19 protein-coding genes are annotated in these 21,076 nt (G+C 41.3%); 17 read left to right on the top strand and 2 right to left on the bottom strand.

Annotated elements, in window-relative coordinates; genetic code table 11:
- The first annotated feature begins 112 nt into the window (after positions 1–112).
- The 14 genes from nlpI (at position 113) to purF (ending at position 14,208) form a co-directional block, all read left to right on the top strand.
- Positions 113–991: a lipoprotein NlpI gene (nlpI, locus tag P4S60_RS11575; RefSeq protein ID WP_063706770.1), complete on the top strand. Its 879-nt coding sequence runs from the start codon at positions 113–115 to the stop codon at positions 989–991.
- Between the two features lie 23 nt (positions 992–1,014).
- A complete protein-coding gene (locus tag P4S60_RS11570) occupies positions 1,015–2,175 on the top strand; it encodes a hypothetical protein (RefSeq protein ID WP_337116043.1) in 1,161 nt (386 codons plus the stop codon).
- A gap of 212 nt (positions 2,176–2,387) precedes the next feature.
- Positions 2,388–5,180 (top strand): monovalent cation/H+ antiporter subunit A, encoded by a 2,793-nt coding sequence (locus P4S60_RS11565; protein WP_337116042.1) that lies wholly within the window; start codon positions 2,388–2,390, stop codon positions 5,178–5,180.
- Positions 5,180–5,524 carry a Na+/H+ antiporter subunit C gene (locus P4S60_RS11560; protein ID WP_063706776.1) on the top strand — a complete coding sequence of 115 codons (345 nt, stop codon included), beginning with the start codon at positions 5,180–5,182 and terminating at the stop codon, positions 5,522–5,524. The genes P4S60_RS11565 and P4S60_RS11560 overlap by 1 nt, the downstream gene beginning before the upstream one ends.
- Positions 5,521–7,038: a monovalent cation/H+ antiporter subunit D gene (locus P4S60_RS11555; protein ID WP_337116041.1), complete on the top strand. Its 1,518-nt coding sequence runs from the start codon at positions 5,521–5,523 to the stop codon at positions 7,036–7,038. The genes P4S60_RS11560 and P4S60_RS11555 overlap by 4 nt, the downstream gene beginning before the upstream one ends.
- Positions 7,038–7,574: a Na+/H+ antiporter subunit E gene (locus tag P4S60_RS11550; RefSeq protein ID WP_105181493.1), complete on the top strand. Its 537-nt coding sequence runs from the start codon at positions 7,038–7,040 to the stop codon at positions 7,572–7,574. Before P4S60_RS11555 ends, P4S60_RS11550 begins: the two co-directional genes overlap by 1 nt.
- Positions 7,568–7,837: a K+/H+ antiporter subunit F gene (locus P4S60_RS11545; RefSeq protein ID WP_063706782.1), complete on the top strand. Its 270-nt coding sequence runs from the start codon at positions 7,568–7,570 to the stop codon at positions 7,835–7,837. The genes P4S60_RS11550 and P4S60_RS11545 overlap by 7 nt, the downstream gene beginning before the upstream one ends.
- An 8-nt stretch (positions 7,838–7,845) precedes the next feature.
- Positions 7,846–8,178, top strand: coding sequence for a Na+/H+ antiporter subunit G (locus P4S60_RS11540; protein ID WP_171038274.1), 333 nt, complete (start codon positions 7,846–7,848; stop codon positions 8,176–8,178).
- Between the two features lie 141 nt (positions 8,179–8,319).
- A complete protein-coding gene (gene truA, locus P4S60_RS11535) occupies positions 8,320–9,114 on the top strand; it encodes a tRNA pseudouridine(38-40) synthase TruA (RefSeq protein WP_063706786.1) in 795 nt (264 codons plus the stop codon).
- Between the two features lie 158 nt (positions 9,115–9,272).
- Complete coding sequence (gene accD / locus P4S60_RS11530; protein WP_119853428.1) at positions 9,273–10,148, top strand: acetyl-CoA carboxylase, carboxyltransferase subunit beta; 876 nt, start codon at positions 9,273–9,275, stop codon at positions 10,146–10,148.
- 25 nt (positions 10,149–10,173) lie between these two features.
- The gene (gene folC, locus P4S60_RS11525) at positions 10,174–11,439 is read left to right on the top strand and encodes a bifunctional tetrahydrofolate synthase/dihydrofolate synthase (RefSeq protein WP_337116040.1); all 1,266 of its coding nucleotides are present in this window, start codon (positions 10,174–10,176) and stop codon (positions 11,437–11,439) included.
- Between the two features lie 11 nt (positions 11,440–11,450).
- Entirely contained in the window at positions 11,451–12,107 is a 657-nt protein-coding gene (locus P4S60_RS11520; protein WP_337116039.1) for an SPOR domain-containing protein, read from the top strand.
- A 61-nt stretch (positions 12,108–12,168) separates the two neighbouring features.
- Positions 12,169–12,663: a CvpA family protein gene (locus P4S60_RS11515; protein ID WP_036969851.1), complete on the top strand. Its 495-nt coding sequence runs from the start codon at positions 12,169–12,171 to the stop codon at positions 12,661–12,663.
- Between the two features lie 18 nt (positions 12,664–12,681).
- Positions 12,682–14,208, top strand: a complete 1,527-nt coding sequence (gene purF, locus P4S60_RS11510; protein WP_105175211.1) for an amidophosphoribosyltransferase — start codon at positions 12,682–12,684, stop codon at positions 14,206–14,208.
- Positions 14,209–14,290: 82 nt separating this feature from the next.
- Here purF and P4S60_RS11505 read toward each other — a convergent pair whose 3' ends face one another.
- Positions 14,291–14,890, bottom strand: coding sequence for a Yip1 family protein (locus tag P4S60_RS11505; protein WP_063706798.1), 600 nt, complete (start codon positions 14,888–14,890; stop codon positions 14,291–14,293).
- A gap of 229 nt (positions 14,891–15,119) precedes the next feature.
- Between P4S60_RS11505 and miaE the strand changes: the two genes are divergently transcribed.
- From miaE to P4S60_RS11490, 3 genes are all read left to right on the top strand, one after another.
- Positions 15,120–15,878, top strand: coding sequence for a tRNA isopentenyl-2-thiomethyl-A-37 hydroxylase MiaE (gene miaE / locus P4S60_RS11500; protein WP_337116858.1), 759 nt, complete (start codon positions 15,120–15,122; stop codon positions 15,876–15,878).
- A gap of 237 nt (positions 15,879–16,115) precedes the next feature.
- On the top strand, positions 16,116–18,338 hold the full coding sequence (locus tag P4S60_RS11495; protein WP_337116038.1) for a GGDEF/EAL domain-containing response regulator: 2,223 nt from the start codon (positions 16,116–16,118) through the stop codon (positions 18,336–18,338).
- A gap of 89 nt (positions 18,339–18,427) precedes the next feature.
- The gene (locus P4S60_RS11490; RefSeq protein ID WP_337116037.1) at positions 18,428–20,248 is read left to right on the top strand and encodes a sensor histidine kinase; all 1,821 of its coding nucleotides are present in this window, start codon (positions 18,428–18,430) and stop codon (positions 20,246–20,248) included.
- Here P4S60_RS11490 and P4S60_RS11485 read toward each other — a convergent pair.
- Positions 20,238–21,026 (bottom strand): transporter substrate-binding domain-containing protein, encoded by a 789-nt coding sequence (locus P4S60_RS11485; RefSeq protein ID WP_337116036.1) that lies wholly within the window; start codon positions 21,024–21,026, stop codon positions 20,238–20,240. The two genes, P4S60_RS11490 and P4S60_RS11485, sit on opposite strands and share 11 nt — an antisense overlap.
- Positions 21,027–21,076 lie beyond the last annotated feature (50 nt).

Here is a 21,076-nt window from a genome sequence, read left to right as displayed (position 1 = left end):
AGTTATTTACTGGATATAAGAAAAAGGGGCTGTTTAGCCCCTTTTTTTATGCTTTAATGAAACCTATCCGCTTCGCCTTTGTCTACAGAGAATTCAGGTATTAAGGAATTTAATGATTTTTAAACACTTAGCATTGACTGCTGTGGCTATTTTTTCTTTAAGTGCATGTCAAACAACCTCACAACCTGAGTCAGTCCCTATTGTTAATGTGCCCTTTACTGCACCGTTAGCGCCTGATTTTCGTAATGAAATTACAATTGCTCGTTATTCTGAATTATTAAATCGTGCTGATTTAAGTAGCGAACAACAAGCAAAACTTTATTATGATCGTGGCGTATTATTTGACAGCTTAGGCATGTCGACATTGGCACGTATTGATTTTAATCGTGCAATTAAGCTTAAACCTGATTTAGCAGAGGTGTATAACTTTTTAGGGATCCACCACACATTAATGCAGCAGTATGAGCAAGCGTATGAGTTTTTTGATTCAGCACTTGAATTAAATGAGCAGCATGAATATGCCTACCTCAATCGTGGTATTGCGCTTTACTACGGTGAGCGTCCATTGCTTGCACAAGATGATCTTCAGCAGTTCCTTAACCGCTCGCCGAGTGATCCGTATCGTGTTTTATGGCTTTATTTAGCTCAGTCAGAGGCTGATAAAGCACAAGCCTTGATTGATTTGAAAGCGAATGCACAAGGTGTTGATGAGTCGCAATGGGGTTATCAATTGCTGGCACTTTATTTAGGCGATATCAGTGAATTTGAATTCTTATCTGGCATCATCGAAGGCGTTACCTCCGAGCAAGAGTATGCGCATCGCCTGTGTGAAGCTTATTTCTACCTAGCTAAGTTACATCAAGCGGCGGGTAACGACTATCTTGCAGCTGATTACTTCAGACTTGCCCTTGCCACCAATGTGCATGAATTTGTTGAATACAAATATGCCCGTTTAGAGCTTGAGTTAATGGCTGGTGAAAACGCAAGCTAAGTTTTTTTAGTGTTATTCTGATATTGAGCTTGGGGTGTATTTCAAGCTCAGTATCTCGTTTTATTCCTGCCTATCTTTACTACGCGAACGTTAATCCTTCACAAGCAACGGCTATTTATTATCTTGCACCAAGTGCGATAAATGCCCAGCAATTAGCATTAAGTAACGCACAACTTCGACAGCTTGCACAGCTTAATGACAGTAACGCGGCGTATCAACTTGCACTCAGGTTTTTACAGCAGGGGGAATACAAGGGGGCAAAACTATGGTGGCAGCCTTACTTTTCTGACTTCACAACCACACAGCAACTCACGTTATCAGATAAGCTTGTTGCAACGGCGCAATGGCATGAACTCGCTCGCCTTTTTCAAGCCGGTCAATTACCGCAGGGTAGTGCAAAACAGGCTTTTCTACTTCATCAAAAAATGCCGGTTGAGCAAATAACTTCTGCGTATGCGCAGCAGCAACAATTTGTGTTATCGGCTGTGCATTTACAGCCAAGTGATCAATGTCGGTTTAATGTTTTAATGATGACAGATCACTACAAAGGCATAGCGACCTTAAAGCACTTTAAACAGCAATACACTCATAAACCTGAGCCAGCAAAGGGGAGTTTTTGTTTCACCGACATTGTCTATGTGGCAGATACGTTTAACTGTGATGGCAGCAGTGGGGCACTGAGCTGTAACTGGCAAAATGCGGCCGCGCGTTCATGGCCTGCGGGTTTTGATTTTATTGTCATGATGTCGCAGCAAGGGGCTGCAAATGTGCTTGGCGGGATCATGCATATCAACTCATCGCAATCTTATGCGGTGTTTTTACATGAGTTGATGCACTTTAATGGTTTTGAAGATGAGTATGCGTTACCAGAGCAAAAGCAGCAGTGGCTTTGTAAGCAGCAAGGGCAGGTTGCGCCCAATTTGTTTATTGCTAACCAATCTTCTCCTCCTAAAGGGTGGCAAAAGAGTCTCGCCTGTGGCAATAAAAAAGCGTATAAGCCTAGCCCTAACTGGTCAATTATGCAATACCAAACGATGGGATTGTCAGCGCAATATCGGCAACTTTGGCTAAAACAAATTAACCAGCCCTTAACACAGCCTGTTCGGTTTTCTGAATATTTTGCATTTTTAGGAGTAAAGCCTGTATTTACAACGGCTTCAAGTGAACAGAAATTTTCTGACTAATCGTCTATTTATTGCTATTTTAGTATGCGAGTCGGTTAAAGTTTGAGCGAATAGGTCTGTCTCCTATAGACAAAATAGCCCCTGATCAGTATAACTGTACGCACTATAAGCTTTTTTTGAAGCCAACTTTAAACCATCCAAATGAACAGTACGCAACTAATTAAAACTAGCAGCAGTATTGATATTCTTATGACACTAAAAGGCTCCTAATTATGACTTTGCTCTGGATACCCCTGTTATCCTTAATCGGCAGTGTTATTTCATCCTGCACTTCAAAACTAACACGAAATCAAAGTACCGCTTTGACCATGTTAGCGCCTTTGATTGCCCTTGGAATTGTATTTTCGTATACCCCTGCGGTTTTTTCTGGCGAAACAATTCGCTATAGCGCAGATTGGATCCCACTTTTAAACATGCAAGTTTCGTTTCGACTTGATGGTTTGAGTTTACTGTTTTTATATATGATCTTGGGGATTGGTACCCTCGTGATCTTCTATGCACGTTACTATTTAAGTAGTAATGACTCTATGGCAAAGCTATTTTGCTATTTAATGCTATTCATGACCGCGATGGTCGGCATTGTGATGTCGAACAACGTGATCCAGTTATGGTTTTTCTGGGAGCTAACCAGTATTAGCTCATTCTTATTGATTAGCTACTGGTGGCACAAATCAGAAGCCAGAAAAGGCGCACGCATGGCACTTGCCATAACCGGTGCTGGCGGTCTTGCGTTGCTAGCAGGTTTATTGCTGATTGGTGATATTGTTGGCAGTTATAACCTTGATGTAATCCTCGCAAGCAAAACCCTGATCCAGTCACATGGCTTGTATGAAGTTGCCTTGGTATTAGTGCTGTTAGGTGCGTTTACTAAATCTGCGCAATTTCCTTTTCACTTTTGGTTACCGCATGCCATGGCCGCACCTACTCCGGTTAGTGCTTATCTTCACTCTGCAACCATGGTTAAAGCGGGTATTTTCTTATTAGCGCGTTTTTATCCAGCCCTTGCAGGCACAGACATTTGGTTTATTTTAGTAGCCATGACGGGTCTTGCGACCTTACTCGTTGGTGCTTATATCGCTTTATTTAAACATGATTTAAAAGGCTTACTGGCGTATTCAACAATCAGCCATTTAGGTTTAATCACCTTATTACTTGGCTTAGATACTGAGCTTGCTACGGTGGCCGCTATTTTCCATATTATTAACCACGCAACGTTTAAAGCGTCGTTATTTATGGCAACGGGTATTATTGACCATGAAACCGGCACCCGAGATATGCGTAAGCTTAATGGTATGTGGCGCTTTATGCCTTATACCGCAACGCTTGCCATGGTCGCAGCCGCAGCCATGGCAGGGGTGCCACTATTAAATGGTTTCTTATCGAAAGAAATGTTTTTTGCTGAGACATTACACCAACAAGTATTGGGCTCTATGTCATGGTTAATTCCGGTATTAGCGACGATTGCCGGAGCGCTCTCTGTCGCCTATTCAGCACGTTTCATTCATGATGTTTTCTTTAATGGTGACCCTGTCGACTTACCAAAGCAGCCTCATGAGCCACCGCGTTACATGCGTGTACCAATCGAAATATTAGTGGTGCTTTGTTTATTAGTAGGTATGTTCCCTGACTTTGCTGTAAGCGATATTTTGGCTTCGGCCTCATTTGCAGTGCTAGGCAATGTTGCTCCTGAATACACGTTATCAGTGTGGCATGGCTTCAACTTACCGCTGTTAATGAGCTTCATCGCTACGTCGTGCGGTGTATTAATTTACATTCAACGTAAACATTTATTCCATTTCCAAGCGTCATTACCGACCTTAAATGCGAAGAAAGGTTTTGACCGCGGTATGTACGGGCTAATTAAGTGGTCTCAAGAAAGAATTAATCGCATCGAAAATGGTTCATTACAGCGCTATGCGTTTGTGATGATCGCTGTGGTGTTGTTGTGCGCAGGTTGGCCATTATTCGAAATGCGTCAGCTGGCGGGTGCAAATGGGCTTACCCCAATCGATTTCCATAACGCGATTGGTGCTGGTCTACTGGTGATTGGTGCGCTTGCAACGGTTATCTGGCATCGCTCACGAATGATTTCGTTGATTATGATTTCGATTGTAGGCTTGATGGTGTCGGTGGTATTTACACGTTTCTCAGCGCCAGATTTAGCACTGACTCAGTTAACTGTAGAAGTAGTGACGGTTATCTTACTCATGTTAGCGCTGTTTTTCTTACCACAGCGCACTCCGAAAGAGTCTAGCTCATTACGTATATTGCGAGATTTAGGAATTTCATCAGCCATTGGTGTTGTTGTAGCAAGTATCTGTTATGCCTTATTAACCAGACCACTTGAGTCGATTTCTGACTTCTTTATTGCCAATGCTAAAACCGGCGGTGGTGGTACAAACGTGGTGAACGTGATTTTAGTCGATTTTAGGGGCTTTGATACCCTAGGTGAAATTACTGTACTAGGTATTGCAGCATTGGGTATTTATAAACTGCTTATTAACTTGCCACTGTTTATGCCAGCAAGTGATAGTGAAGGTCGCCCTTGGGCGCGCGAACGCCACCCTATCTTGTTAGCGAGCATTTCGCAAAGTTTATTACCACTGGCTTTATTGGTTTCTGCGTATATCTTCTTACGTGGTCACAATTTACCTGGCGGTGGCTTTATTGCCGGTCTAGTGACCGCAATTGCGTTTATTTTACAGTACATGGCAAATGGTTCGAATTGGATTTCAGAGCGCTTTGATGTTAACTACCGCAAGATAATCGCTTCGGGTATTGCCATTGCTTTATTAACGGGCTTAGGTAGTTGGGCATTTGATCGTCCATTCTTAAAAACATGGTTTGATTATTTTGATATTCCGTTAGTCGGCAAGACTGAGCTTGCCAGTGCTATCGTGTTTGATTTAGGTGTGTATTTAACCGTTGTAGGTGCAACGCTGATGATTTTAGCAAGTTTAGGAAAACTGACTGCTGATACACCCAAGCAAGAGGTAAATATTTAATGGAAGTGTTGTACGCATCATGCGTGGGCGTGCTGGTTGCATGCGGAATTTATTTAATTTTGAGAGCGCGAACGTTCCCGGTGGTACTGGGTTTGACCATGCTTTCTTATGCGGTCAACCTGTTTTTATTCTCATCAGGACGCTTGACCATTAATAAAGCCGCTGTATTAGGCTCTGGCAGCGAATATGCAGATCCATTACCGCAAGCGCTGGTTTTAACTGCCATTGTAATTGGTTTTGCGATGACTGCGTTTGTGGTTATTTTAGCGATTCGCGGACGCGCAGATTTAGGTAATGACCATGTTGATGGTCATATGGTTAAGTCGTCGAAGGAGCAAAAATGATACAGCATCTCGCTTCTTTACCGATTTTAATTCCTATGCTGGCTGGCGTTTTGCTATTAATGCCGCCTTGCGGAAAGAACTTGCAAATTCGCCGTGTAACCTCAGTCATTTTATCTTTGGTTACGGTGTTGGTGAGCGCCTATTTGCTGTTTTATATCAACAGTACTGCACCAATGGTTTACGCCATAGGTGATTGGTCGGCGCCATTTGGGATTGTACTTGTCGCAGACAGACTTGCGACATTATTAGTGCTGCTTACCAGCTTCTTAGGGGCGGTCGTGGTGCTTTATAGTTGTGCTGGTGATGACAAAAAAGGCAGCTTTTTTCACCCATTAGTGCACTTTTTGATTTTAGGTGTGAACGGCGCGTTTTTAACTGGCGATGTATTTAACCTATTCGTATTTTTCGAAGTGTTACTTATTGCATCCTATTCATTATTGATGCACTCAGCGGATAAACACAGCACCCGTGCTGCATTACAATACGTGATTTTAAACTTGATTGGCTCAAGCGTATTCTTAATTGCCTTAGGTGTACTATATGGTGTACTAGGTACGTTAAATATTGCTGATTTAGCACAAAAAGTCCCGCAATTGACAGGTGATGATGTTTACCTAGCTAAAATTGGTGGCTTACTGTTAATCGTGGTATTTGCCTTAAAAGGCGCTTTATTACCTTTGCATTTATGGCTACCAAATACCTACGCAAATGCGATGCCGCTGGTTGCAGCCTTATTTGCCATTATGACTAAAGTCGGTGTGTACGCGATGCTTCGTATTTATACGGTGATCTTTGGTGAGAACGCGGGTGAGCTTGCTCACATGGCACAGCCTTGGTTATGGGGCTTAGCACTTGCGACCATCGTGATGGGAGCAATTGGTGTATTAGCGAGTCAAGATTTTAGAAAGTTGATAGCCAATTTAGTGATTGTCTCTGTCGGTACATTAGTGGCACTCGTTGCAATTCAAAATGTCTCGGCAACAGCGGCACTCCTTTATTACCTTGTGCACTCAACGGTAATTTGTGCCGCGCTATTTTTAATTGCCGATTTAATTGCGCAGCAGCGTGGTAAGGTTGCGGACCGTTTAGTTGCAGGGCGTCCCGTTGCGCAGCCATTCTTACTGGGTATTTGTTTTGTTATCGCTGCACTTGCAGTGGTTGGTATGCCACCACTATCTGGTTTTGTGGGCAAAATTTGGATCCTAAAAAGCACCCTTGATAGTGAAAAAGCCATGTTATTCTGGCCGATTTATATTCTTGCCAGTCTTGCGTTATTAGTCGCAGTTTCTCGTGCTGGCACAAGCTTATTTTGGGATCATAAACACAAAGACAGCGAAGCAATTGAGGGCAGCAAAGCACACCCTTTAAAAGTAACCGCGGTAATTGCTTTGTTGGCATGCTCACCTTTAATGGTTGTTTTTGCCGGTTCAATCTCTGATTTTATGTTAACAACCTCAGAGCAGTTGTTTGATATTAATACGAGCATCAATGCTGTATTACAAGGAGGTCAATAATGCGTTTAGAAGCTCGTTTTCGTTGGCTGCCGACACCATTTCGTAGTGTTTTATTGTTTGTTGTGTGGCTGTTATTAAATAACAGTGTGTCACCGGGTCATCTGTTATTAGCCGCGTTTTTTGCAATCACTATCCCGTGGATCACCTTTCCATTTCGTGATCCGCAACCACTGATCGTTAAACCTGGTCTGGCATTTAGACACTTAATGTTAGTTTTGTACGATATTGTGACTGCTAACTTGCAAGTGGCACTGCTGATTTTAGGACCGACTAAAAAATTGCGTCCGGGTTTTGTAAAAGTGCCTTTGGATTTAAGTCATGAAATGCCAATTACAATTTTGGCAAGTACCGTGTCGTTAACGCCGGGTACTGTAAGCGCAGAGGTGTATCCTATTCCTGAGTCACTTGAAGAGGGTGAAGTTATTGAGCAGCGCTATTTATTAATTCACGTACTCGATTTAGCAGATGAACAAGCGTTAATTAATACTATTAAGCAGCGTTACGAAGCACCGCTTAAGGAGATTTTTCGATGCTAGATACCGTTTTTCTAATTGTTTATGCCATGATTGCAATCTCGTTATTGCTGAATCTATGGCGCCTAATCGTTGGTCCGTCGGTGCCAGATCGCATTTTAGCGCTTGATACTATGTTTATTAACACCATTGCTTTGATCATTCTTTATGGCATGAGCATGGGCACGGGACTTTATTTTGAAGCGGCATTATTAATTGCGATGCTAGGTTTTGTAAGTACAGTAGCGGTGTGTAAATACCTGCTGCGTGGCGACATTATTGAATAAGGTAACAGATAATGAGTGAGTGGATTGTTTCAATCTTATTATTAATTGGTGGTTGCTTTATTCTGATAGGTTCAATTGGTCTTGTGAAAATGCCTGACTTTTTCATGCGTTTACATGGACCTACCAAAGCAACTACCTTAGGAATGGCATCGCTATTGATTGCTGCAATGGTGTATTTTAGTTACACCAATGAGGGGGTGAGCGTGAAAGAAATTCTTATATCAATCTTTTTGCTTATCACCGCGCCTATCAGCGGCTATATGCTGATCAAATCGGCTATCCATCATAAGCTGCGTGCTAAAGACGGCACCAAGGGCCTAGACAACATCGAAGAAGATTAATCCCAGCTCGCACTTATCGTTAAGCGAATTGGTATGATATCTGAGCAGGCACAGTAATGTGATCGGCCACTGTGGCTTTTATTGCGCTCGTAGATCGCATAAAATGCCCCGTCATTTAGTTCAGTAGGTAAATAGGTCATTATGCGAGTAGCACTTGGAGTAGAGTACAACGGCGCACGTTACAGTGGTTGGCAACGTCAATCACACGTCAATAGCGTACAACAAGAAGTAGAAACGGCGTTGTCGCGTATTTGTAATCATCCAGTTGAAATTGTTTGTGCAGGTCGCACCGATGCCGGTGTTCATGGCACCGGGCAGGTGATCCATTTTGATACGCATGCTGAGCGCGAAATGGTCGCGTTTACAATGGGTATGAACACCTTACTACCAAAAGATATTTCGATTCGTTTTGCTGAACCTGTCAGTGACGATTTTCATGCTCGTTTTAGCGCCACAGCTCGTCGCTATCGTTATGTGATTTACAATTACACCTATCGTGGCGCCATTATGAGCGAAGGTGTCACTCATTTTCATCACCCATTAGACGAAACTAAAATGCAAGAAGCCTGTCAGTATCTGATAGGTGAGCATGATTTTACGTCTTTCAGGGCACTACATTGCCAAGCGAATACTGCAAATCGTACTATCCACCACTTGTCGGTAAAACGCCAAGGTGATTATGTGATCATTGATATTAAAGCGAATGCGTTTTTGCATCACATGGTTCGAAACATCACCGGCTGTTTAATGGATATAGGCTTACATAAGCATGAGCCAGTGTGGTTAAAAGAATTACTTGATCTAAAAGAACGTGCTAAAGCGAGTGCAACAGCAAAAGCGGCGGGTCTTTACTTAGTTGATGTGGATTACCCTGAACATTTTGGCATTCCTAAAACACCATTAGGGCCTTTGTTTTTACCTGATTCAGACAGTTAGACTTTAGTAGACTACTACTAAGACCAGTTTTTTATATCGTCTGCGGGTAATTCATGTTTTAATTGAAAAAATCTGTCTGTTTATTTGTTATCAGAAATACAAGCGAGTGTTTCCAATTAAACAGACTGCGACACAGAACAGCATTAAGAGAGTTGCAAATGAGTTGGTTAGAAAAAATCTTACCTAAAACGACCAAATCGTCAGGTCGTAAAGAAATCCCTGAAGGGGTTTGGGCTAAGTGTACAGACTGTGATTCAATTTTATATAAAGCAGAATTAGAAAAAGCACTCAACGTGTGTCCTAAATGTGATCACCACATGCGTTTAGGTGGCCGTAAGCGCCTTGAAAACTTTTTAGATGATGCAGATCGTCAAGAAATTGGTGCAGAGCACGAGCCAAAAGACGTTTTAAAATTTAAAGATTCTAAAAAATACTCTGACCGTATTACCCAAGCACAAAAAGCAAGTGGCGAGAAAGACGCACTTGTTGCAATGAAGGGCCGCCTAAAAGGTATTCCTGTTGCTGCTGTTGCATTTGAATTCTCATTTATGGGTGGTTCAATGGCGTCAGTGGTTGGTGCACGCTTTGTTGAAGCTGTAGACCAGTGTTTAGAACACAATATGCCGCTTATTTGTTTCTCTGCATCAGGTGGTGCACGTATGCAAGAAGCACTTATGTCATTAATGCAAATGGCTAAAACAAGTGCTGCGCTAGCGAAAATGAGCGAAAAAGGCTTACCGTTTATTTCAGTATTAACTGATCCAACAATGGGTGGTGTATCTGCATCATTAGCAATGCTTGGTGATGTAAATGTTGCTGAACCTAAAGCGCTTATTGGTTTTGCTGGTCCTCGTGTTATCGAGCAAACAGTACGTGAAACGCTACCTGAAGGTTTCCAACGTAGTGAATTCTTACTAGAGCACGGTGCAATCGACATGATTGTAGACCGTCGTGAAATGCGTGACACCCTAGCACGTATCTTAGCGAAATTTATGAACTTGCCTTCTACTGAACAAGAGCATAGAGTAGCGTAAATTTCAGCTTAACTGATTAAACGCTATGACAGAAATCCTTCCTAGCCAATCATCAAGTCTTGATGATTGGCTTTGTTATTTAGAAAGTGTCCATCCTGCCAATATTGAAATGGGCTTAGAGCGCGTTGCACGCGTTGCTAACCAAGTCGGCTTACTCGATACACCTAGCAAAATAATTTTAATTGCAGGGACTAATGGTAAAGGGACCACCGCTCGCTGTTTAGAAAGCTTATTACTGGCACAAGGGTTTAGTGTCGGCACGTACGCCTCTCCTCATCTAATTCGTTACAACGAACGCGTGCGTATTAATGGTCAAGAGCTTGATGATCAATTCCATGTTGATGCATTCGATATGCTTGAAAAAGGTCGTGGTGACACACCGCTGACTTATTTTGAATACGGAACACTGGGCGCACTGGCTATTTTTAAACGTCACGCTGTTGATTATGTACTGTTAGAAGTGGGTCTGGGTGGTCGTTATGACGCCACTAATATCGTAACCCCATTTGCATGCGTGATCACCACCATAGATTTAGACCATAAAGAATACTTAGGTGATACCCGTGAATTAGTGGGTTACGACAAAGCCGGTATTTTTCGACCGAATACGCCTGCCATTGTTGGCGATTTAGCGATTCCGCATACTGTGACAGATTACGGCAATGAAATTAATGCTGATATGGTGTTATCAGGCCGTGATTTTAAATTCACTGAAGACAGTGAAGGCTTTAACTGGCAGTACCAAGATAACGATTGGCGCTTAGCTAAGCCTGCTATCCCTTGTCAAAATGCCGCAACCGCGTTGACTTTATTGGCTAAACTTGAGCTATTGCCAAGTGAGCGACAAGTGCGTGATTGCTTAGCGAGTCTTACTGTAGAAGGGCGCTTTCAGCAGCTCAGTGAGCAGCCGCTTATTTTTACAGATGTGGCGCATAATCCTGAATCTGCTCGTTATTTGGCACGTAAATTAAGCGTGTATAAAGATCAAGGGTTTAAAATTCATGCATTAGTCGCTATGCTTGCAGATAAAGATAAAGTGGCTGCCATGTCGGCTGTCGCAAATGTAGTTGACCAATGGTCGTTAGCAAGCTTAGATTGTTTCCGCGGAGACAAGGTTGAGAATCTTGCTAACGCACTTGCAGAAACAACATCAACAGCGCCTAGCACGCAATATGAGAGTGTTGAAACTGCATTAGACACGTTATTACCAAATGTCGACGAAAACACGCTTGTGATTGTGTTTGGTTCATTTATAACAGTGGCTGCAGCCATCAATTACTTTAAAAAATAGAGAGGAAATCGGTGAACGCAGGGTTTATTAATCGCTTAGTAGGTACCACCATTGTGGTTGTAGCGGCTATTGTCTTCATTCCAAATATTTTGGATGGTGAAAAGGTTCATTATACTGAAGGCTTTAAAGCAATTCCTGAACGTCCTGAGTTCACTACGATTGATTTACATGAGGCGATTGATCATAAAGTCGCCTCTGCTGAACAACCGTCACAAACGCCAGTTGAAGATATTCAAGCCAACGATGCTGAGCTTGCTGCTAACGAAACGCAACAAATCGTCGATGATGCACCGCAAATGGTCGAAGCATCAACAGATGAGCCTGTGGTTCGTAAAACTGAGTCAAAAGTTGCAGTCCAAGAGCTGGCAAAAACCGTTGTCAAAGCTCCAGAGCCTACCCGTAAGCCAGACGAAAACCTCATACAAATGGCTTATGTTATCCAATTGGGTAGTTTTTCTCATGCACCTAATGTGAAATCACTACAAGAAAAACTAAAAGCGAATGGTTTCAAAACCTTTACGCGTCCAATCAAAACCCCAAACGGCACACTGACAAAAGTCTTTGTAGGTCCTTCACTTAGCAAGAAAGAGTTAGAGAGTAAGCTTCCTGAGTTAAAGCAGTTAACCAAGTTAAACGGCAAAGTCACTCAGTTTGAAATTACAAAATGATCTGGCAATTCTATAGGTAGTCTTATAGAATGCGCCCCAAATTAACGACTAGTTGGTTCTTATGATCTGGGTTGATTACGCCATACTTGGCATTATTGCACTATCCACTATCATCGGCTTAATACGTGGCTTTGTAAAAGAAGCAATGTCATTAGCTGTATGGGCTGGCGCATTTATCATCTCTAGTTTGTTTTACCAATATTTAGCATCCTTCCTAACAAGTATTTCAGAACCCCTTTTAAGAAATGCAGCCGCAATAGCCATATTATTCTTTGCGACACTCCTGTTGGGTGGGTTACTAAACTATATTTTAGGTGAGCTTGTACAGCGTACGGGTTTATCTGGCACAGACCGTGTCTTTGGCATAGTGTTTGGTGCTCTTCGTGGCGTGTTGGTCGTAAGCGCGTTACTCTTCTTTCTTGATGCTTTTACCGGTGCACCTAATACGCATTGGTGGGGCAACTCTATTTTGATTCCAGAATTTGGCTTTGTTGTTGAGTGGTTCTTTTCGTACCTTGAAAACAACTCGAGCTTTTTAAATTCTGTAAACCGTTAATCGGCGAGGATAAATTTAATGTGTGGTATCGTTGGCATAGTCGGAACTTCTCCTGTTAATCAGGCGTTATATGACGGCTTAACTGTTTTGCAACACCGCGGTCAAGATGCAGCTGGCATCATTACCATTGAAAACAACACGTTTAGCTTACGTAAAGCCAATGGCCTTGTGAAAGATGTGTTTCATACCCGTCATATGAAACGCCTTCAAGGCACAATTGGTATTGGCCATGTTCGCTACCCGACAGCTGGTTCTTCTAGCTCGTCAGAAGCGCAACCTTTCTACGTTAACTCACCATTTGGTATTGCACTTGCGCACAATGGTAACTTAACAAACGCAGAAGCATTAAAGCAGCAATTATTTTCAGAAGCTCGCCGTCATGTTAATACAACATCTGACTCTGAAATCTTACTTAACATCGTGGCACATGAGTTAAGCAAGTCAAACAAGCTAAAACTTGACGCTGAGGATATCTTCAATGCAGTGACCGAAGTAAACAATAAAGTAAATGGTGGTTATGCAACGATTGCAATGATCATCGGCCACGGTATTGTTGCGTTTCGTGATCCGAACGGCATTCGTCCGTTGGTGTTTGGTAAACGCGAAACTGCAAATGGTACTGAGTACATGTTTGCTTCTGAAAGTGTGGCATTAAAAACCGACGGTTTTGAGTTTGTTCGTGACGTAGCACCAGGTGAAGCGATTTACGTAACTGAAGATGGTCAGTTTTTCTCACAAGCGTGTGCTGAAAAAGCAACTTACTCGCCATGTATCTTTGAGTTTGTTTACTTTGCGCGCCCAGATTCAACGATTGACCGTATGTCTGTTTATGCGACACGCGTAAACATGGGTACTAAGTTAGGTGAAAAAATCGCACGTGAATGGGCTGATAAAGACATCGATGTGGTTATTCCTATTCCTGAAACGTCGTGTGATGTAGCGCTTGAGATTGCGTCAGCACTTAACCTGCCTTACCGCCAAGGTTTTGTTAAAAACCGCTACATTGGCCGTACTTTCATCATGCCAGGTCAAGAAATGCGTAAGAAATCAGTTCGTCAAAAACTGAATGCAATTGACCGTGAGTTCAAAGGCAAAAACGTATTACTTGTTGATGACTCAATTGTTCGTGGTACAACGTCAGCGCAAATCGTAGAAATGGCTCGTGAGTCAGGTGCGAAGAATGTTTATTTCGCGTCAGCAGCGCCAGAGATTCGTTTCCCGAACGTATACGGTATTGATATGCCATCGGCAGCTGAGCTAATTGCGCATGGTCGTGAAGTGGAAGATATCAATGCTAGCATCGGTGCAGATGGTCTTATCTATCAATCGTTAGATGACCTAATCTCGGCAGTAAGCCAAGAAAACCCAGAAATCACCCGTTTTGAAACATCAGTATTCGATGGTCAATACATCACAGGTGATATCGACCAAGATTACCTAAACCACATTGACCGTTTACGTAATGATTCAGCGAAATCAACCCGCGAAAACGCCATGTCAGCGAGTTTAGAGCTACACAATCAAGAAGAGAACAGTGCTGATTAATCAGTGCAAATCTATTTGATATAAAAAAGGAGCTGAATAGCTCCTTTTTTGTTTGTGGAAAGAAAGGAAAATAACAATGTACTCAGGTAAACATAGGGTGGACGATTCCATTAGTCCATAAGATAGCTGTCGCAGCTAAAATAATCACCAGTAATATCAGCCCACACGTGACCACCGAACTGGCATAAATAAAGCCTCGCTCTTCAGGAATGTGCATCAAAATAGGCACTCCCGTGTAAAGCAAGTAAACAGAGTAGGCAAGTGCTACAAGGCCTACACACACCACAAACCAAAGTTCAGGTAAAAATGCCGCAAATGAAGACATGAATACCGGCGTTGCTGTATATGCAGCGAGCTCTAAGGTTTGTGTAAAGGTGGGTTTTGCACCAAAGGTAACGGCCATCCAATGTGCTAAGTAAGCAAGTGCAAAAACGCCCGCAATCAGTGCAAAGTACATCGCGATAGCAATGAGTAATGCACTATCATGGGTTAAAAACACTGCATCGCCAGAGCCAATGCTCCAACCTAAATATACAGATGAATAGTAGCCCATGATTGAAGGAATACTGGCAATTAATAAAATGTGCGACAAGCTATAGCGCAAGCTTTCGTGGCGGTTATCAATTGTTTGCCATTCTTCGAGTGGGTGGGCGTACAAGCCCCATAAGTGGTTTAGAATCATAATCAATGCCCCTGTAAAAAGGAATGTGAGCTGTTTTATTTTTGTACAGCTTTGATTAAGTTATGGTTCAGTAATTAAACCTTGTCAAGAAGCTGCAATAATCGAAATGGTCGATAAAATGTAACTCTTTAGTGCATATAGAAAATTAGCTTGCACTGATGTGGGTCATGGAACGTGGGCTAATTTATGTGATAAAATCGAACTAAGATTTTTGATGAGAAGTTATTCAGTGCCTTATTCTGATTTGTTAGCACCCATTCATTCTTTTTTAAAGTGTGAAACGCCTGATGAGTGGATTGCTGCGGCAACCAAAAAAGAAAACTTAGATGTGGTTTTAATCGATCACCTTATCTGTGAATTAAAAGCAGCTCAATCTGCCATGTTTTTAATTCGTAAGTACGCGGTTGATAAAGAAAGTAGTGATGCTTTGCTTGAGTGGTTAAAACCATTTGAAACACTTATTTACAAGCGTGAAGGGGATTGGCGTGAGCTTGCAGATAAAAACAAGCTGACAAAATCAATGATCCCAAAATCGAATTCACCTTATGGGCAAGACCTTATCGATAAAATGGTGATGTTAATCAAAGAAGAACTACATCACTTTTATCAAGTCCTTGAGATCATGGATGAATACGGTATTGAATATAAAAGTATTACTCCATGTCGTTATGCCAAAGGGATGCTGCGCCACGTGAAAACTTACGAGCCTGATGCTTTGGTTGATAAGTTAATTATCGGTGCTTATATCGAAGCCCGCTCATGTGAACGCTTTGCTAAATTAGCCCCGCATGTTGATAAGCGCTTAGGTGATTTTTATATCTCACTACTGCGCTCTGAAGCGCGTCATTACCAAGATTATTTAACCCTCGCACAAGAAATCAGTGAGTTTGATATCACTGACCGTGTTGAATTTTTTGGGCAACTTGAAGCTGAGTTAATTTCAACCCCAGATGAAGACTTTAAGTTTCATAGTGGCGTGCCAGCATAAAAACCACCAAGAGCACCTGTTTGGTGCTCTTTAGCTTTACCTATCTTATACAAGCCAACCTTTTAAGAAATTAGCCTTAAACTTACCGTAATTAATTAATTCTCATTATTTTTCTAATATCTATTTACTATAAATTTTAATGAAAAATTTGTACCGTATTTAAATTTTGCACTATATTTTGCTTATGTTTTCGTAATCATGATTAGTTAGAAGCGTATGTTGTCAAAAGGAGAAGTTATGCGTGATTCTAATGTGCCTTTCGAGTTTAAAGAAAACACTTCAGAGCAAACGCAAAGTCTTAAAACATGGAAGGTACTGACTGTTGAGGATGATTTAAATTACCAACAAGCATTATTAAATGGCTTGAATGCTATACCTCTTGGTAATAATGAAGCATTAGAGCTGTTGACCGCGAACTCGGTGTCAGAGGCGTCTTCCGTTTTGTCGCGCCATAAAGACATTGCAATAGTGTTTCTTGATGTGGTGATGGAAGAAGATGATTCAGGTCTTCGACTCGTAAATACTATTCGTCACGTTCTTGGTAACAACGATATACGCATTGTGCTTTTAACCGGGCAGCCAAGTTTTGCTCCAGAACCACAAGTGATGGAGTCACTTGATATCGATGAATATTGGAATAAATCTGATCTGACAGTGGATAAGCTAAAATCGATTGTCAGCAGTCACCTGCGTACTTATCAATATATTTCTCAAATCTCAAATGCCAAACAAGGGCTTCAGCTGGTACTTGATGCAGCAAGAAGTATTAATAGCAAACATGATATTCGGGCATTTTCACAAGCCGTACTAGACGAAATAAGTAAGATCCTTCGTTTGTCAAAAGGCGGTGGGGTGTTGTGTGTTGGTGATGGAAGCGATTTAAATAAACAACCAAAAGTAATTACCAGTAATGGTTGTTTCAGAGGGCTGGATGGTAAAGAGTTGACTCTCGATTTACTGTCTGATGAAGCACAGCAATGTTACACCCAAGCAATAGACACACAAGAGCATGCCTTTTCAGAGCATTATAGTGTTTTTTATTTTGATACCTGCGAAGTGGATATAAATCACTACATTACTATTGTTAAATCAGATGTTTCTATCGACGAGCATAATGTTTTCTTATTAAAAGTGTTTAGCGAAAATGTGAGTACTGGGTTTTCAAATATTGCGTTAATGAACCGGCTGACAGAACTTGCTTATACCGATGTTACGTTGAACATCCCCAATCGAAATTGGCTTCAGCGCGAAATTGATAATATGAATAAATATGAGCAAGCTGAAACTCAATTAGTGGTTTTTGAAATTTTACAGTTTGATGAGAAGTCATTTCGATTTGGTCATGATTTTTGTAAAAAAACGCACCTGAAAATGCGCGAAAACATCTTACAAAAATTAGCGCCGTATCACCCCCGAATCGCCTTATTTAAAAGTGATAGTTTGGGCGTTCTAGTCTCAAGTCATGCTTTCGAAGATGAGAGCATGGTTGATTCGCTAAAACGCCAATCTTTTGAAATTGATGGGGTAAAGCAGTTTTTAGATGTGCGTATTTTGGTTATGCAATTAATCGCATTTGTTGATCATAACGCAGAGCAAATATTCAATTTAGCTGAGTCCACTCTTAATGATGAGAGCACGCAAAGAGCGGAGTTACTTTATTACACGCTAGAAAATACAAAAGCTATTACACGGCGCTATGAGTTGATGCAAGAACTGCGTACAGCAATACGTAACAAAGAGCTCCAAGTAGCGCTGCAACCTAAGGTTAATTTAATGACTAATGAGGTCATTGGTTTTGAAGCGCTGGCTCGATGGCAAAGAAACGATGGATCATTTGTCAGTCCCGATGAGTTTATTGACCTTGCCGAAACCGCAGGGCTTATTAGTGAGTTAGACAAATTAATTTTCGACAAAATAATGCAATCGATTCAGCAATTTGCAGATCAGGGTTTTAGTCTGCCAATCGCGTTTAATGCCTCTACCTTTGATTTGTTATCAGAGGATTATTTTGTCGAGATAGCAGCTCGTATTGAGGAGTATGGTATTTCACCTTCGTTACTTGAGCTTGAAGTAACAGAGACTCAAGCGATCTTTAACTATGAAAAGATCAATGCATGTTTATGTCGTTTTGCGGGTTTAGGGATAAAAATTAGCATTGATGATTTTGGGACAGGTTATTCATCGCTCGCCCATATTAGTGAAATACCAGCACAAAATATAAAAATAGATCGCTGTTTTGTGAGCAATATTCAAGACTCAAGGTCTAATCAACATATTATCGAAATGATTATGCTATTAGCAGAAAAGTTTGGTTTTGAAGTAACAGCGGAAGGCATTGAAACCGAGGCTGAGTGCGCTTGGCTCGTTGAAGCTGGTTGTAGTGTAGGGCAGGGTTATTATTACGCTAAACCCATGTTTTATGATGATGCATTGCACTGGCTAAAGGGCCGGTCTAACTAATTATTATGGTAGAAGTAAATCACCAATATGAGTTACTGAAGAAAAGGCTACTTATAAAATTTGTGGTTATTGTCATTGGCAGCTTATTTATGAGCGCTATGGTTTATTTACTGCAATACCAAATACAAAAAAGTAATATAACGCTTTTACAAGATAACACCTTACTTGCGGCGCATAATACCTTTAGCAGAGAGTTGGGTGATGTGCGCAAAGTGGTTAAATTGCTGGTGGCTGACGAAGCGTTAAAACGCCACGTATCCGACGCTGAACTTGAACAACAAATACAAACTCATTTTGTTAATTTTGGTTTAGCTGCTGACAGCATTTCTCAAATACGTTGGTTAGATAGTCAGGGCCAAGAACGGTATCGCGTTAATTTTAAAGCAGGTAAAGCACAAGTTGTAGCACCACCGCAGTTGCAAAATAAAGGTAATCGTTATTACTTCACTGAAGGAATTGCGCACAGTAAAGGCGATGTATACATCACGCCAATAGATTTAAATGTTGAACGCGGGGTTGTTGTCGCCCCATATGAGCCGACATTGCGCGCATCCTATCGAACCACGAAAAATTTTTTTGTGTTAGATGGGTTAATTGTTGTCAATTTTGACCTATCGAAAACCTTACAACAAATTAAGTCACTCAGTACCTTACAAGCTCAAATACAATTGGTTAATGGTGAAGGCTATTGGTTGTTAAATCCTGATAGCAAAAAAGAGTGGGGTTTTATGTTAGATAAGCCACAACTCATTCTCAGCGAAGATGATGATCAGTTATGGCAAACAATTGCTGAATTACCGAAAACGCAGCAACTTATTACATCGCATAGTCGTACAACCAGCTTTTTAAAAATGAATCTCGGTAATAATAATGACAATGCATTAAGTAATATCATTGTGCTGGTAAAAGCGGACAATTCAGTGCTGAGGGAGATATTCTTATGGTCATTTGGCATTGCTTTGGCATGTGCTGTTTGTCTAATTACTATTGCTGGTTTGTATTTAAAGCGTAGTTATCGTGATCAGTGTCAAATCATTAAAGCAACAGCAAATTTAGAAAATGAGCAGCAGGAGCTGGTAGCGGCTAATAGCAAATTACAACGCTATATAAAACAGCAGCATCAATTACAGGGCGAGTTGATTGAAGCGCAAAGGTTGTCATCACTCGGTTTAATGGTGGCTGGTGTCGCCCACGAAATGAATACCCCATTAGGTGGTGCTGCTATTTCAGTATCAAATGCACAGTTAATTAATCAACAACTCAAAGATAAAATTGACCAAGGGTTCACAAAGCAGTTTTTAGAAACGAGTGTTGAACGTATTGCAGATAGTTTGTCGCTCTCAAAAGTAAATCTAGATAAAGCGATCGCTCATGTGAAAAGCTTTAAAGAAATGGCCCATGATCGCTCGAATGATCAACTTGTTAGCTTTAATATCGAAAAAGTCATCCATGATCTTCTACTGGGTTTAAAATCTCGCTTTAAGGCCTCTAAAGTAACAATTGAAACGCACATCGATGTCAAACAAGACATCACGAGTCGACCCGGAGTTATTTCACAAATTATAGAAAGCCTAATCGTCAATGCAATTTCTCATGCCTTTAATGAGCATGACACTAAGCAGGTTCAGTTAGCTGTTTATCTAGAAAGTGACAATACATTATGTATTAAAGTGTCTGACAATGGCTCAGGTATAGATGAATCCTTGCGAGAACAGCTATTTGATCCTTTCTTCACCACATCAAGAAAATACGGTCACACTGGGCTTGGGCTGTATCTTGTTCATCAGTGGGTTACAAATGTTCTAAAAGGTAAGATAAGCTTAGTCGCAACTAATGAACTGCCAGAAAATATTGCAACACAGTTTAAAATCACGCTACCGATTAGTATTTCAACAAGCACTAATGTTTAGCTAATAATTGATGGATGCTTGCAATTTCTTCAGCACTGAGTTCATAGCTTTTAAGTATTTCATCCAGCTTTCCCGAGTTTTTTAGAGACTGCACGCCTAAATATAAGCTTTGCTGAAATAGCTCAGCTTGAGGGTGATCTTTTTTGGTGATCACATGTAAATACTGAGTGGCAAGGTAGGGGCTAATTATTTCTAATTCTGTTTGTTTTGCTTGCTGTAACCGTTCGCTCTTGTCGAGCCAATAGAGTGCGACCTCTTTAGTTCCGGCCACTAAATCAACACGGCCATGCTTTAACAGTAATAAGCTTTCAATCAAACTACCTGTTGTTGTTATGGTCAGTTCAGGATGGTGCTCAAACTCGTCACTCACCACATAATCTTCGCCTTTGCTGATTGTATATGGCTTTAATGAATAGAGTGATCCGGTAAAGGTGATGTCTTTGCCAGCCTGCTTAAATAATACCGTATGAGCCGTTGCTAAGGGTTGTGAGTAGCTAAACTCTCTAGCCCTTTGCTCTGTAAAAAAAGCCCCTAGTACAGCAACACGTTTATGGCGCTTAGCAAGTTTTAAAGCGCGCGCCCAATGGGTGTATTCAATAGTGGCGTTTTGATTTTGTGTTTTCAGTGCTTCGATGATTACTTCGTGCAGCCAGCCCGGCTTATTTGGCTTAGCAATAAAATAAGGAGGAAACGGCTCTGTTACCAATTGCCAAGTTTGGCAATTGATTGAGAAACTAAATAGTAAACAACAACATATTAGGCTTAACCGACTTATCATAGATAATGCATTTTTTGACAATACTGGTTAAAGCATAGTTAAAAAACTGG

Origin of the sequence: Pseudoalteromonas sp. Hal040, from assembly GCF_037162425.1 — a bacterium.
Classification (GTDB): Bacteria; Pseudomonadota; Gammaproteobacteria; order Enterobacterales; family Alteromonadaceae; genus Pseudoalteromonas; species Pseudoalteromonas gelatinilytica.
This window is presented reverse-complemented; position numbering and strand designations above follow the sequence as displayed.

Bases quoted from the DNA above. Each gene is read 5' to 3' on its own strand.
- nlpI (WP_063706770.1), top strand. From the start codon at position 113: ATGATTTTTAAACACTTAGCATTGACTGCTGTGGCTATTTTTTCTTTA.
- P4S60_RS11565 (WP_337116042.1), top strand. From the start codon at position 2,388: ATGACTTTGCTCTGGATACCCCTGTTATCCTTAATCGGCAGTGTTATT.
- P4S60_RS11560 (WP_063706776.1), top strand. From the start codon at position 5,180: ATGGAAGTGTTGTACGCATCATGCGTGGGCGTGCTGGTTGCATGCGGA.
- P4S60_RS11555 (WP_337116041.1), top strand. From the start codon at position 5,521: ATGATACAGCATCTCGCTTCTTTACCGATTTTAATTCCTATGCTGGCT.
- P4S60_RS11550 (WP_105181493.1), top strand. From the start codon at position 7,038: ATGCGTTTAGAAGCTCGTTTTCGTTGGCTGCCGACACCATTTCGTAGT.
- P4S60_RS11545 (WP_063706782.1), top strand. From the start codon at position 7,568: ATGCTAGATACCGTTTTTCTAATTGTTTATGCCATGATTGCAATCTCG.
- truA (WP_063706786.1), top strand. From the start codon at position 8,320: ATGCGAGTAGCACTTGGAGTAGAGTACAACGGCGCACGTTACAGTGGT.
- accD (WP_119853428.1), top strand. From the start codon at position 9,273: ATGAGTTGGTTAGAAAAAATCTTACCTAAAACGACCAAATCGTCAGGT.
- folC (WP_337116040.1), top strand. From the start codon at position 10,174: ATGACAGAAATCCTTCCTAGCCAATCATCAAGTCTTGATGATTGGCTT.
- P4S60_RS11515 (WP_036969851.1), top strand. From the start codon at position 12,169: ATGATCTGGGTTGATTACGCCATACTTGGCATTATTGCACTATCCACT.
- purF (WP_105175211.1), top strand. From the start codon at position 12,682: ATGTGTGGTATCGTTGGCATAGTCGGAACTTCTCCTGTTAATCAGGCG.
- P4S60_RS11505 (WP_063706798.1), bottom strand. From the start codon at position 14,890: ATGATTCTAAACCACTTATGGGGCTTGTACGCCCACCCACTCGAAGAA.
- P4S60_RS11495 (WP_337116038.1), top strand. From the start codon at position 16,116: ATGCGTGATTCTAATGTGCCTTTCGAGTTTAAAGAAAACACTTCAGAG.
- P4S60_RS11490 (WP_337116037.1), top strand. From the start codon at position 18,428: ATGAGCGCTATGGTTTATTTACTGCAATACCAAATACAAAAAAGTAAT.
- P4S60_RS11485 (WP_337116036.1), bottom strand. From the start codon at position 21,026: ATGATAAGTCGGTTAAGCCTAATATGTTGTTGTTTACTATTTAGTTTC.